12 protein-coding genes and 1 pseudogene are annotated in these 13,387 nt (G+C 62.7%); 4 read left to right on the forward strand and 9 right to left on the reverse strand.

Features of this window, described 5'->3' with window-relative positions:
- Positions 1-127: 127 nt before the first annotated feature.
- The 7 genes from cyoE to hmpA all read right to left on the reverse strand — a co-directional run bounded on the left by cyoE (position 128) and on the right by hmpA (position 7,745).
- A complete protein-coding gene (cyoE, locus tag C3F42_RS12295; RefSeq protein ID WP_023629877.1) occupies positions 128-1,015 on the reverse strand; it encodes a heme o synthase in 888 nt (295 codons plus the stop codon).
- 11 nt (positions 1,016-1,026) lie between these two features.
- Positions 1,027-1,359, reverse strand: a complete 333-nt coding sequence (gene cyoD / locus C3F42_RS12300) for a cytochrome o ubiquinol oxidase subunit IV (RefSeq protein WP_023629876.1) — start codon at positions 1,357-1,359, stop codon at positions 1,027-1,029.
- Entirely contained in the window at positions 1,359-1,982 is a 624-nt protein-coding gene (locus C3F42_RS12305; protein ID WP_023629875.1) for a cytochrome o ubiquinol oxidase subunit III, read from the reverse strand. The genes cyoD and C3F42_RS12305 overlap by 1 nt, the downstream gene beginning before the upstream one ends.
- A 3-nt stretch (positions 1,983-1,985) precedes the next feature.
- Complete coding sequence (gene cyoB / locus C3F42_RS12310) at positions 1,986-4,007, reverse strand: cytochrome o ubiquinol oxidase subunit I (protein ID WP_104444493.1); 2,022 nt, start codon at positions 4,005-4,007, stop codon at positions 1,986-1,988.
- Between the two features lie 3 nt (positions 4,008-4,010).
- Positions 4,011-4,955, reverse strand: a complete 945-nt coding sequence (gene cyoA / locus C3F42_RS12315) for a ubiquinol oxidase subunit II (RefSeq protein WP_094010247.1) — start codon at positions 4,953-4,955, stop codon at positions 4,011-4,013.
- 559 nt (positions 4,956-5,514) lie between these two features.
- On the reverse strand, positions 5,515-6,021 hold the full coding sequence (locus C3F42_RS12325; RefSeq protein WP_094010248.1) for a disulfide bond formation protein B: 507 nt from the start codon (positions 6,019-6,021) through the stop codon (positions 5,515-5,517).
- Between the two features lie 545 nt (positions 6,022-6,566).
- Complete coding sequence (gene hmpA / locus C3F42_RS12330) at positions 6,567-7,745, reverse strand: NO-inducible flavohemoprotein (protein WP_023629872.1); 1,179 nt, start codon at positions 7,743-7,745, stop codon at positions 6,567-6,569.
- A 154-nt stretch (positions 7,746-7,899) separates the two neighbouring features.
- Between hmpA and norR the strand changes: the two genes are divergently transcribed.
- The 4 genes from norR (at position 7,900) to C3F42_RS12350 (ending at position 11,591) form a co-directional block, all read left to right on the forward strand.
- Positions 7,900-9,450: a nitric oxide reductase transcriptional regulator NorR gene (norR, locus tag C3F42_RS12335; protein ID WP_038707393.1), complete on the forward strand. Its 1,551-nt coding sequence runs from the start codon at positions 7,900-7,902 to the stop codon at positions 9,448-9,450.
- Between the two features lie 110 nt (positions 9,451-9,560).
- Complete coding sequence (locus tag C3F42_RS12340; protein ID WP_023632441.1) at positions 9,561-10,460, forward strand: chemotaxis protein; 900 nt, start codon at positions 9,561-9,563, stop codon at positions 10,458-10,460.
- Between the two features lie 88 nt (positions 10,461-10,548).
- Positions 10,549-10,860 carry a hypothetical protein gene (locus C3F42_RS12345; protein WP_023632440.1) on the forward strand — a complete coding sequence of 104 codons (312 nt, stop codon included), beginning with the start codon at positions 10,549-10,551 and terminating at the stop codon, positions 10,858-10,860.
- Positions 10,857-11,591, forward strand: coding sequence for a YkgJ family cysteine cluster protein (locus C3F42_RS12350; RefSeq protein WP_094010250.1), 735 nt, complete (start codon positions 10,857-10,859; stop codon positions 11,589-11,591). Before C3F42_RS12345 ends, C3F42_RS12350 begins: the two co-directional genes overlap by 4 nt.
- 28 nt (positions 11,592-11,619) lie before the next feature.
- Here the strand turns inward: C3F42_RS12350 and C3F42_RS12355 are convergent, their stop codons facing one another.
- Together C3F42_RS12355 and C3F42_RS30240 are read right to left on the reverse strand one after the other, a co-directional pair.
- Positions 11,620-12,657 (reverse strand): methyl-accepting chemotaxis protein, encoded by a 1,038-nt coding sequence (locus C3F42_RS12355; protein WP_371920591.1) that lies wholly within the window; start codon positions 12,655-12,657, stop codon positions 11,620-11,622.
- Positions 12,658-12,921: 264 nt separating this feature from the next.
- Positions 12,922-13,203, reverse strand: a pseudogene (locus C3F42_RS30240) (PAS domain-containing protein); the annotation flags it as partial.
- Between the last annotated feature and the right edge of the window lie 184 nt (positions 13,204-13,387).

A 13,387-nucleotide genomic window follows, 5' to 3' on the forward strand; every position in this document is an offset into this window, starting at 1 on the left:
GTCGTCCTGACCTGCGGCGCATAACATCCGGCAAAGGGCATGGCGCTGTCAACTGCCCTTCGAATGAATTTTCCGAGGCAAAAAAAACGCCCCGGCAAGCCGGGGCGTCTTGTGCAGCTGGGGTGTTTCAGCGTGCGTAGGTCATCAGCACGTCGGCCGCGGTCTGGCTGTCCACGCCCATCATCACGCTCAGGGCAGTGACGGTGAGGATGGAGAAGCCGAATACCTTGCGCGCCCACTTGCTGTCGTCCTCGGCCTTGTAGCCGCCCCAGGCCATGTACAGCCAGTACAGGCCCATGGCGGCCGCCACGGCGAGGTAACCCAGGCCGGCGTAGCCGCCGAGGGTCAGCATCAGGGTGGCGAGGACGAAGGCCAGCACGTACAGCACGATCTGCTTCTTCGCCGCGAGGATACCGCGCGCCACCGGCAGGACCGGGATGTTGGCGGCGCTGTAGTCCTTGAAGCGGAAGATGGCGATGGCGAAGCTGTGCGGCATCTGCCACAGGCTGAACATCACCAGCAGGGTGAACGCGGCCAGGTCGAAGCTGTTGCTCACCGCGCAGTAGCCGATCACCGGAGGCATGGCACCGGACAGGCTGCCGACCAGGGTGCCGTGCACCGATTTGCGCTTGAGCCACAGGCTGTAGAAGCCGACGTAGACCACGAAGCCAACCAGGGCGCAGAACGCCGACAGCGGGTTGGCCTGGACATACAGCAAGCTGAAACCCGCCACCCCGAGCAGGGTGGCGTAGATCAGCGCCAGGGGCAGCGACATGCCGCCCTGGACCATGACGCGGTTCTTGGTGCGCTCCATCTTGTGGTCGATGTCACGGTCGATGCAGTTGTTGAACACGCATCCGGACGCGACCACCAGGGACGTACCGATCACCACCGCCAGGAACAGGGCGAAATCCACATGCCCCTTGGCGGCAAGGAAGAAACCGCCTGCCACGGAAAGCACGTTACCGAAAATGATCCCCGGTTTGGTGATTTGGATAAAGTGCTTCACGGACATGCAGTCTTACCTCACTTGGCCAGCATTTCGAAGTGGATGCTGAACATGATCCACAGCGACAGGCCGACCAGCAGTGCAATTACCAGAACGGTGAACAGGAACGTCGACACGTTGGAGCGCTGCTCTTTCGAGCGGTCCATGTGCAGGAAGTACACGAGGTGCACCACCACCTGGATGACGGCCATGGCCACCACGATCAGGACGGTCAGGTTCTTCGGCAGGCTTGGGTACATCACCAGGCCGAACGGGATCGCGGTCAGGATGATCGACAGTACAAAGCCGATCATGTAGGACTTCACGCTACCGTGATTGCCTTCGTGATGAGTGTCGTGTGCGCTAGCCATTACAGAACCCCCAGCAGGTAGACGACGGTGAACACGCAGATCCAGACCACGTCGAGGAAGTGCCAGAACAGGCTCAGGCAGCTCATGCGGGTCTTGGCGGTCGGCGTGATGCCGTGCTTGTTGATCTGGTACATCATGATTGCCATCCAGATCAGACCGGCAGTCACGTGCAGGCCGTGGGTACCGACCAGCGCGAAGAACGCCGACAGGAAGCCACTGCGCTGCGGGCCGTAGCCTTCGGCGATCAGGTGATGGAACTCATAGATTTCCATCGCGATGAAGCCTGCACCGAACAGGAAGGTCACAGCCAACCAGCCCAGTACACCTGCCTTGTTGCCGGCGAACATCTTCAGCATGGCGAAGCCGAAGGTGATCGAGGACAGCAGCAGAAACGCGGTTTCGACCAGCACGAAGTCGAGCTGGAAGATGTCGTGACCCGACGGGCCGCCGGCGAAACCGCCGGACAGCACCGCGTAGGTGGCGAAGAGCGACGCAAACAGGATGCAGTCGGTCATCAGGTACAGCCAGAAACCGAGTACGGTCATCTGGCCCGAGTCGTGGTGGTGGTCATCGTGCGCATGGTCATGACCATGCGCGCCACCGTGGATTACTTGACTGGACATTGATTACACCCGTTCAAACGATTCGACACGTGCGCCGCCAGCAGGCAGTGCACCAGCGTTGGCCAGCGCTTTCATGCGCTCGCTTTCGATGCGCGCCACTTCTTCGGCCGGCACCATGTAGCCCTGGTCGTCACGCGCGGCGTGGCGAACAAAGACAGCGATGGTCGCAACCAGGCTCGCACCCACCAGCCACCAGATGTGCCAGATGAAGGCGAAGCCGAACACGGTCAGCAACAGACCCATGAACAGACCGGTGGAAGTGTTGCTCGGCATGTGGATCGCTTCGTACTTGGCCGGAGCCTTGTAGGCGGCGCCGGCTTGCTTGGCTTCGTGCCAGGCGTCCAGGCCAACGTGCTCAGGCATGTGGGCGAAGTTGTAGAACGGAGGTGGCGACGAAGTCGACCATTCCAGGGTACGGCCGCCCCATGGGTCGCCGGTGACGTCCATGTTGTCCTTGCGATCGCGAACCGAGACGTAGATCTGGATCAGCTGGCAGGCGATACCGAACAGGATCAGCACGGCGCCGACTACGGCTACGTACAGGTAGGGTTCCCACAGCGGGTTGTCGGAGTGGTTCAGACGACGGGTCATGCCCATGAAGCCCAGGGCGTACAGCGGCATGAACGCTACGTAGAAGCCGGAGATCCAGAACCAGAAGGCAGCCTTGCCCCACTTCTCGTTCAGGGTGAAACCGAAGGCTTTCGGGAACCAGAAGGCGAAGCCGGCGATGTAGCCGAATACCGCGCCACCGATGATCACGTTGTGGAAGTGGGCGATCACGAACAGGCTGTTGTGCAGAACGAAGTCGGCACCTGGAACAGCCAGCAGGACGCCGGTCATGCCACCGATGGAGAAGGTGACCATGAAGCCCAGGGTCCACATGATCGGCGCGGTGAAGCGCAGACGGCCCTGGTAGATGGTGAACAGCCAGTTGAACAGCTTCACACCGGTCGGAATGGAGATCAGCATCGTCGCCAGGCCGAAGAAGGTGTTGACGCTGGCGCCGGCACCCATGGTGAAGAAGTGGTGCAGCCAGACCGCAAAGCCGAGGATGGCGATTGCGCCCGATGCGTAGATCATCGAGTGGTGACCGAACAGGCGCTTGCCTGCGAAGGTCGAGGTGACTTCCGAGAACACGCCGAAGGCCGGCAGGATCAGGATGTAGACCTCAGGGTGACCCCACGCCCAGAACAGGTTGACGTACATCATCGGGTTCCCACCAAGCTCGTTGGTGAAGATGTGGAAGTCCAGATAACGGTCAACAGTCAGCAGCGCGAGTGCGGCGGTCAGGATCGGGAAGGAAGCGACGATCAGTACGTTGGCCCAGGTGCAGGTCCAGGTGAAGATCGGCATGTCCATCAGCTTCATGCCAGGGGCGCGCATCTTCATCACGGTGACGAGGAAGTTCACGCCGGTAAGCGTCGTACCCAGACCTGATAGCTGTAGTGCCCAGATGTAGTAGTCGACACCCACCCCAGGGCTGTACTGGATACCCGCGAGCGGCGGATAGGCAACCCAGCCGGTCTTGGCGAATTCACCAACGCCCAGCGAGATGTTGACCAGCAGCACGCCTGCCAGCAGCAGGTAGAAGCTCAGGGAGTTCAGGAACGGGAAGGCAACGTCACGTGCACCGATCTGCAGAGGAACCGCAAGGTTCATCAGGCCGGTGAAGAACGGCATCGCCATGAAGATGATCATGATCACACCGTGGGCGGTGAAGATCTGGTCATAGTGTTCAGGCGGCAGGTAGCCTTCGGAGCCACCGGTGGCGGCGGCCAGCTGGGTACGCATCATGATGGCGTCGGCGAAGCCGCGCAGCAGCATGACCATCGCGACGATGATGTACATCACGCCGATTTTCTTGTGGTCGACCGTGGTCAGCCACTCGGTCCACAAGTAGGTCCACTTGCGGAAATAGGTGATGGCACCAACGACAGCGATACCACCGAGCGCGATCATGGCAAGCGTCACCATGACTATCGGCTCGTGATACGGTATCGCCTCCAGAGTTAATTTACCGAACATCTCTTACTCCTCTGCACCGGCAGCTGGTTGCATACTCGATTCCACACCCTTGGTAGTGGCCAGGTCTTTGCTGCCTGCTTCTTCGTGGCTCGGACGACCGCGGTTCATGCCTTCGTACTTGTCGACGATGCGCTGGAACTGGTCAGCCGGGGCCTCGCTGTACAGCGCGACTGGGTTGTTTTCGCTAGCTTTGGCCAAGGCGTCATATTCTGCCTGGTCCAGTTTCTTCGGCGATGCCTTCACTTCAGCGACCCATGCATCGAAGTCAGCTTGCGAAGTGGCAACAGCCTTGAATTTCATACCGGTGAAGCCGGCGCCGCTGTAGTTGGCGGAGATACCGTCGAACTCACCGTTCTCGTTGGCGATCAGGTGCAGTTTGGTGGTCATGCCAGCCATGGCGTAGATCTGGCCACCCAGGCCCGGGATGAAGAAGGAGTTCATCACGGCGTCGGAGGTCACGCGGAAGTTGACCGGGGTGTTAGCCGGGAAGACGATCTTGTTGACCGTGGCAATGCCCTGTTCCGGGTAGATGAACAGCCATTTCCAGTCCAGCGCGACCACGTCGATCTGCACCGGCTTCACATCGGAATCCAGTGGACGGTACGGGTCCAGCTTGTGGGTGGAGTGGTAGGTGAAGTAACCCAGGGCGATGATGATCAGGATCGGGATGATCCACACCGCGGCCTCGATCTTGGTCGAGTGCGACCAGTCAGGGGTGTAGGTGGCGGCCTTGTTGGACGCACGATACTTCCAGGCGAACGCCAGGGTCATGATGATCACGGGCACGACCACCAGCAGCATCAAGCCGGTGGCGATCAGGATCAGGTTCTTCTGCTCAATGCCGACCTGGCCCTTCGGATCGAGCAGGGTCCAGTTGCACCCACTGAGTAAAAGCATGCCTAAAAAGGGCAATATGCCAAACAGTCTGGGGTAACGCTTTTTACTCATCTCACGACCTCTAGATCAGCTTGCTTCAATGCAATTTGTGTTTGGTAGCCAACACTTCGTCCTGCCAAGTGCGGCAATTGGCGCCCGTACCCGCCCCTGCCAGGGATCCGACTGCTGGATCTTGGCGTCAAGCGGGTTGGCGGTGCTTATGGTTTCGTAGGCAACAGGCCTGTACTTCAGACCAAGTCCATTTGGTGCGGGAAAACGCGGAGGGGTGTCCGCCCGGTATCGCCGTTGGGCGAAACTTGTCGAAGTCAGCAAATGGAAAGCGCTGCGGCTCCCATCAATCCTGCGACTCGCAAGCAGTGCCGAACGGAAATTGGGGGCGATTGTAGATAGGTCGCCCCACGATGACTATGACTTATTGAGCAACAGTCTTTTACAGAATACGCAACAATACTGGTCAAAAAATCAACTTCGCGACAGTTTGTCGCACCCCGCGCAGTAGCCCTGAAACCCTTGCCGCGCAAGGGCTGGTGGCTGACCTGGATCAATCATCGGGGGCCATTTGCAGCTTATCTCGCCGCGCAATAGACCCAGGTCAATTCGGGACTTTGGTCTAAGCGCGGCGACGGTTTCGGTAGATGCCCATGGGCACCAGGACCGCCGTCAGCACGAACGCCACCAACGCCCATTGCGCGAGGGACAGACCGAGGATCGGTGGGTAGGGCGTGGAGCAGAACCCATCGACCTGGAACGCCAGCGGCCAGAGCTTGGCCAGCGGCAGGTCGTCGACGATGGGCTGCAAGGTGTCGATTCCGCAGCTGACCATGGGGTTGGCGAGTATATACACATGGTTGCCGGCGGCAACGATGCCACCGATGGCGCTGAGCACCACCAGCGCCTCGAAGAAGGTCAGGCTGCGGCGCCCGGGCATGGCGGCGGCGATGAAGGCGAAGATCGCGATGAACAGCAGGGCATAGCGCTGCAGGATGCACAGCGGGCAAGGTGCCTCGCCCAGCACCACCTGCATGTACAGGGCGCCGCCGATCAGCGCCAGGCAGATCACGCCGAGGAGCACCAGAAAGCGCCGTTCCCGATTCAGGCGCGATGAGAGTTCGTTCATTGCCGATTCCTTCGATGGAGAGTGACAGCGCGGGCTGCCCGAGGGGCGCCCAGTCTACACGCTGGAGATGACCTTTGAATGCATCGAGCGGGGGCGTGCGCGGCTATCCACTGATGACCTAGGACCGAGCGGGTCGGTTTCGGTTCACTGACGCACGTGAAAAATGCGCCAGCCAGGTGCCGGGCAGGAGCAAGCCCCTCGACACCTGGGAGTGAAGGATACAGTGATTAAAGGAGGATTAAAGATGAAAGCGGGTGTAACCGCGTTCACCTCTTCCTTATATAGAAGACCGGTTAGGCCCAATCGCTGCGGTTCGGCGCTCGGCCAGGCCGACAGCGTCGAATGTCATCGTCCGCTTCGTTCTCGATTACCCACGGCCGGGAGCATCCGTGTGCTGGCGGCCCGACAGAACGCCGAACCGCAGCGATTGGGATGAATCACTCGTAGCCTGTCCCGGCCCCATCGCCGGCAAGCCGGCTTCCACAGGTATCGCTGAACCCTGTGGGAGCCGGCTTGCCGGCGATGGGGCCAGCCAGGCCTATCGCTTACTCCAGCGCCGCAGCCGGCCCGAAGAACTCATAGCGGCTCTGCCCTTCCGGCACACCCAGGCCCTTGAGCTGACGCTTGATCGCCGCCATGAAGCCCTTGGGCCCGAGGAAGTAGGCGTCGATATCACGCTCACGCGGCAGCCATTCGGCCAGCAGGTCCTGGTCCAGCAGGCCCACTGCGTCGGCAGCCTGGCTGCCATCTTCTTCTGCGTAGCAGTAGAAGCGCTTGAGTTGCGGATGGCGTGCCGCCAGGCCATCGATCCAGTCGCGGAAGGCATGCACCGCGCCGTTGCGCGCGCAATGGATGAAGTGCACCGGGCGTTCGGTCTCGAGGGCCGCCTCAAGCATGGCCAGGGTCGGGGTGATGCCCACGCCGCCGCTGATCAGCACCAGCGGCTTGGCGCTGGCGACCAGGGTGAAATCACCGGAAGGCGGGAACAGTTGCAGGGTATCGCCGACCATCAAGCCATCATGCAGGTAGTTGGAGACCTTGCCGCCCGCCTCGCGCTTGACGCTGATGCGGTACTGCTCACCGTCGCACAGGGCCGACAGCGAATAGTTGCGACGTTGCTCCTGACCATCGATTTCCAGCTTCAGGCCGATGTACTGGCCCGGCTCGGCCTTGAGCACCGGTTTGCCATCGACCGGAGCGAAGTAGAACGAGACGATCTCGCGGCTTTCCTGCTCGCGGCGCACCAGGCGGAATTCGCGGGTGCCGCGCCAGCCGCCGGCGGCCTCTTCCTTCTGTTTGTACAGGTTCTCCTCGGCGCCGATGAGGATGTCGGCAAGCTGGCCGTAGGCCGCCGCCCAGGCAGCGATCACCTCGGCGGTAGCGATCTCCTTGCCCAGCACTTCCTCGATGGCGCGCAGCAGGCAGCTGCCGACGATCGGGTAGTGTTCAGGGAGAATCTGCAAGGCGACGTGCTTGTTGATGATCTGGCCTACCAGACCGCCCAGCTGCTCGAGCTGGTCGATATGCCGGGCGTACATCAGCACGCCGTTGGCCAGGGCACGCGGCTGGTCGCCGCTGGCCTGGTGGGCCTGGTTGAACAGCGGGCGTACCTCGGGGTACTCGCTGAGCATCATCTTGTAGAAGTGGGTGGTCAGGGCCTCGCCACCGCTTTCCAGCAGGGGCACGGTGGCTTTGATGATTGCACGTTGTTCGGCATTGAGCATTACGACAACTCCTGAGCCTGTGGCTTCGAATGGTTGCGTAGACCATTTCAGCAATCGTGCCAACTTTGATCGTCAATAAAACCGGGGCTTTTCATTGATCAATGTCAAAAGGACACACTCAGGCGTATAGTCATTCCGACCAACAGGAGTCCATATGACTGCAAAGCCCCTGCTCACTGCCCTCCTCCCTCTGGTGAGCGACTTGTCCCGCGACCTCCCCGACCAGGAACGCTACCGCCGGCTGCTGCAGGCCATGCGCGGTCTGCTGCCGTGCGATGCCGCGGCGCTGCTGCGCCTGGATGGCGAGTGGCTGGTGCCGCTGGCGGTGGATGGCTTGTCAGCGGACACCCTGGGTCGACGCTTCCGGGTCAGCGAGCACCCGCGCTTCCAGGCCCTGCTCAGCCGCCCCGAGCCCACCCGCTTCCCTAGCGACAGCCCGCTGCCCGACCCTTACGACGGCCTGGTCGACGCCGCCCATGTGGATCTCGAGGTGCACGACTGCATGGGTTGCCCGCTGATGGTCGACGAACGCCCGTGGGGCCTGCTGACCCTCGACGCGCTCACCGCCGGCCAGTTCCAGAGCCTCGAGCTCGACGCCCTGCAGGCCTTCGCCAGCCTGGCCGCCGCCACGGTAACCGTGGCCGAGCGCATCGAGCACCTGGCCCTGCGCGCCGAGGATGAACACCAGCGCGCCGAGGTATATCGCCAGGCCAGCGGCCAGGACCGCGAACTGATCGGCCAGAGCAAGGCGCACAAGCGCCTGGTCGAGGAGATCCGCCTGGTCGGTGGCAGCGACCTGACCGTGCTTATCACTGGCGAGACCGGCGTCGGCAAGGAACTGGTGGCCCAGGCCCTGCACCATGCCAGCCAGCGTGCCGGCAAGCCGATGATCAGCCTCAACTGCGCCGCCCTGCCCGACACCTTGGTGGAGAGCGAACTGTTCGGCCATGTGCGCGGCGCCTTTACCGGCGCCCATGGTGAACGCCGCGGCAAGTTCGAGCTGGCCAACGGCGGCACATTGTTCCTCGACGAGGTCGGCGAGCTGCCGTTGGCAGTGCAGGCCAAGTTGCTGCGGGTGTTGCAGAGCGGGCAGTTGCAACGCCTGGGTTCGGACCGCGACCATCAGGTCGATGTACGCCTGATCGCCGCGACCAACCGCGACCTGGCCGAAGAGGTGCGCAATGGCAACTTCCGCGCCGACTTCTACCACCGGCTGAGCGTCTACCCGCTGCAAGTTCCGCCCCTGCGCGAGCGAGGCCGCGACGTGCTGTTGCTGGCTGGCTTTTTCCTCGAACAGAACCGCGCGCGCCTGGGGCTGGGGAGCCTGCGGCTGTCCACCGACGCCCAGGCCGCCCTGCTGGCGTACGGCTGGCCGGGCAACGTCCGCGAACTGGAACACCTGATCGGTCGCTCGGCGCTCAAGGCATTGGGGCAGCAAGGACGGCGGCCGAAGATCCTCACCCTGGAAGCGGCTGACCTCGATCTGCGCAACGTGGCGCCGAGCATACTGGCAGAAACCGAGGCACCGTCGGCTGACGCGCCGCTGCCCGAGGGGGGGCTGCGCGAGGCGGTGGATGATTATCAACGGCAGATCGTCGAAGCGTGCCTGGATCGTCACCAGGACAACTGGGCAGCCGCAGCCCGGGAGCTGGGGCTGGATCGGGCCAACCTGAGCCGGTTGGCCAAACGCTTGGGGCTGCGCTGATGGGGCTGCGAAGCAGCCTCATACAGAGCGAATAGCAAACTAAGCTAAAGCCTGGCGCCAGAAAGCCGATAACCCGGCATCCTCCCCCTCATTCATAGCGAAGGTTGTCCATGGCCACGCAAAAAGCCCGCGCGGACTCGCTGTCCCTGCTGCTGTTCACCCTGCGCAGCGGCAAGCTGATGGCTATCAACCTGCTCAAGGTCAGCGAGATCATCCCCTGCCCGCCGTTGACCAAGCTGCCCGAGTCCCACCCGCACGTCAAAGGCGTCGCCACCCTGCGCGGCAACTCGTTGTCGGTGATCGACCTGTCACGCGCCATCGGCGAAATGCCCCTGGCCGACCCCGACGGCGGCTGCCTGATCGTCACCGAGATCAGCCGCTCGCGCCAGGGCCTGCACGTGCAAGCGGTGAGTCGTATCGTCCATTGCCTGAGCACCGACATCAAACCGCCGCCCTACGGCTCGGGCAACCGCTCGTTCATTACCGGCGTCACCCGGGTCGACAATACCCTGGTGCAGGTGCTGGATATCGAGAAGGTCATCCACGGCATCGCCCCGCCGCCCCACGAACCGCACCCGGGGGAAGTCAGCGAAGAAGATGCAAGCCTGCTGGCCGCCGCCAACATCCTGGTGGTAGACGACAGCCAGGTTGCGTTGCAGCAGTCGGTGCACACCCTGCGCAACCTTGGCATCGAGTGCCATACCGCGCGCAGCGCCAAGGATGCGATCAATGTGCTGCTGGAGCTGCAAGGCACCGAAAGGGAGATCAACATCATCGTCTCGGACATCGAGATGTCCGAGATGGATGGTTTCGCCTTCACCCGCACCCTGCGCGAAACCCCGGACTTCCAGCACTTGTACATCCTGCTGCACACCTCGCTGGACAGCGCGATGAGCGGTGACAAGGCCAAGCTGGCCGGGGCCAATGCCATTCTCACCAAGTTCTCCTCGCCGGAGCTGACCAACTGCCTGGTGACGGCGGCGCGCGCGGTGGTGTTCGAGGAGCACTGAAACATCAAGTCAGGACTTTCCTGACTTGATGAAGGAAAACGTTCGGGCATAATTCGCGCCCTTCGCAGGTTCATTGCCGGTGTCGCGTATGAAATTACTCAATTCGTTCCTGATTCTCTGCGCCTTCGCCAGCGGCGCAGTACACGCTTCGAGCAACCAAGCCTGGAGCGACCAACGCCAGCACATGCTCAAAGCCTGTCTGGCCGCCAGCCAGTTCAAGGACGCCCACGCCCTGGGCAAACCCGCCGAGTTCGACGACCAGATCGGTTACAGCGCGCTGCTGATCGAGGGCATCTACCCCCAGAAGCACATGCAGAACCGCACCGGTACCGAGCTGTGCCTCTACGACCGCCAACGCCAGCAAGCCTTTACCACGGAATGGGAAGCCGGCAAACGATGAGCGACAGTATTCGCTTCGCCTGCACCGGCTGCGGCAAATGCTGCACGGGCCATCATGTGCCGCTGACGCTTGCCGAGGCCCACCAGTGGGCGATCTCTGGTGGTCAGGTGGTGGTGCTGATCGAAGGTTTTCTCGCCGATGGCCCCGGCATGCCGGCAGACCAGCGCGAGCATGTGCTGCGCCGTTCGCACCCGGTGCCATGCGGTGACGCGCAGTTGCAGGTATCGGTGACCTTCGCCGCGTTCAATCCAGGGCGCTGCCGCAACCTCGATGACAACGACCTGTGCGGTATCTATGAAAGCCGCCCGCTGGTCTGTCGCATCTACCCGGCGGAGATCAACCCGCACCTGCCGCTGCGCCCGGAAAACAAGGACTGCCCGCCCGAGGCCTGGACGCAAGGGCCGGAACTGATTCACGGCAACCTGCCGGTGGATGAGGCGCTGCGTGCCCTGATCGAAGCCTCACGCCAGGCCGACCGCAATGATATCGCGGCCAAGGTGGCGATCTGTCAGGCGCTGGGGATGACCACCAGTGCGCTGAAGGGCAATGGGTTTACCGCGTGGCTGCCGGACATGGCGGCGTTTGCCTCGGTGCTGGAGCAGGCGCCACAGGCGGTCGATGGACCGTGGGTGGTGCATGTGCAGGACGAGACACTTGCGGCCGATCTGCAGGGTCATCGCCTACAGGTGACGGGCGAAGCGCCGGTCTACTATGCGTTCATCGGTTTCTAGATAGATCCGGCACAGACAACTCAGTCAATCACTGACAGCGCCGCCAGAACTCATCCGCCAGCCGCCGCAGGTCCTTGGCCAGGTCCGCCACGTCACTGGCGCTGCTGTGGCTGCGCTGCCCGACGCTGACCGTCGCCTCGCTGGCCTGGCGGATGCTGGTGATGTTGCGGTTGATGTTCTCGCTGACCTGGCTCTGCTGCTCCACCGCCGCGGCGATCTGCAGGCTCATCTCGTTGATCTGGTTGACCCGCACGCTGATGCTGTCCAGCGCGTCGCTGGCCAGTTGCGCCTGCTCGACGCTGTGCCCGGCATGGGCACTGCTCTGCTGCATCACCTGCACCGCCGCGCGGGCACCGTCCTGCAGGGCACCGATCATGCGCTGGATATCGTGGGTCGACTGCGCGGTGCGCTGGGCCAGGCCACGCACCTCGTCGGCGACCACCGCGAACCCGCGTCCCTGGTCGCCCGCACGCGCCGCCTCGATGGCGGCGTTGAGCGCCAGCAGGTTGGTCTGCTCGGCGATGCCACGGATCACGTCGAGCACCCCGGAAATCTCGCTGCTGTGGTTCTCCAGTTGCTGGATCACCTCGCTGGCTTCCACCAGCGAGCCGGCCAGGTCCTGGATCGCGCAGCGGTTGCGATCGACCAGCTGGTGGCCTGACTGGGTCTCGTCCTCGGCCTGGTCGGCCGCCATCGCCGCCATCTGCGCGCTGCTGGCGACCTGGGCGACACTGGCGCTCATCTGGTGGATCGCCGTGGCCACCTGGTCGGCTTCGCTCTGCTGCTCGAGGCTGTTGGCGTGACTGCTGTGCAAGGCCTCGACCAGCGAGCCCGAGTGCCCGGCCAGGCGCGAGGAGGTGTCGCCGATACGCCCGACCACCGCCCCCAGCTGCGCCTTGAGCATGCGCATGGCGAACTCGATCTGCCCCAGGCCGTCACGCCGGCCGGTGTACAGGTGCTGGCTGAGTGGATTGTCGGCGATCGTCTGGGCCTGCCGACGTAGCCGCTCGTATGGGCGCAGCAGCACCAGGATCGCCAAGCTGCTCAAGCCCCCAGCCGCCACCATCTCCACCAGCGATTCCAGCAGCGGTGCCCCCAGCCACCATTGACCCGCGCCTATCACCAGCGCCAGTACCACACCGACCGCCAGCGACAAGCGTGTGCCCAACTGCAGTACCGGTAAGCGCTCGCGCCAGTCACGCCGGCCTTCGCGCAACCTTGCATAGCACCGCTCGGCCGCCGCGACCTGCTCGACCCCAGGCTTGGTCCTCACCGACTGGTACTCCAGCACCTGCCCGCCACTGCTGATCGGCGAGACGAAAGCGCTCACCCAGTAGTGGTCACCGTTCTTGCAACGGTTCTTCACCAGTCCCATCCACGAGCGTCCGGCCTTGAGCGCCTGCCACATCTGGGCGAAGGCCTGGGGCGGCATGTCGGGGTGGCGGACGATGTGGTGGGGATTGCCCAGCAGCTCCTCGCGCGCGAACCCGCTGACTCGCAGGAAATCGTCGTTGGCATAGGTGATGCGGCTGTCCAGATCGGTGGTGGACAGGATATTGGCGTCGCCGGGGTAATCCACTTCGCGACCGGTAACAGGCATATTGCACTTCATCGGAGGCTCTCGTTGTTGTACGTGAAATCGGCAGGGCGTACGACTCTAGGGGCAAACGCCAACGTAACATTGATCCATGGCAGGGTATTGGCACTTGGCCATCAACCCACCGAAACTGACAGCCATGACAGCCAGGCGTCACGCTGCCGACCCGGACGGCGCGCTATAACCTTGCAATAGTCCA

Source organism: Pseudomonas sp. PONIH3, from assembly GCF_002934345.1.
Taxonomy (GTDB): domain Bacteria; phylum Pseudomonadota; class Gammaproteobacteria; order Pseudomonadales; family Pseudomonadaceae; genus Aquipseudomonas; species Aquipseudomonas soli.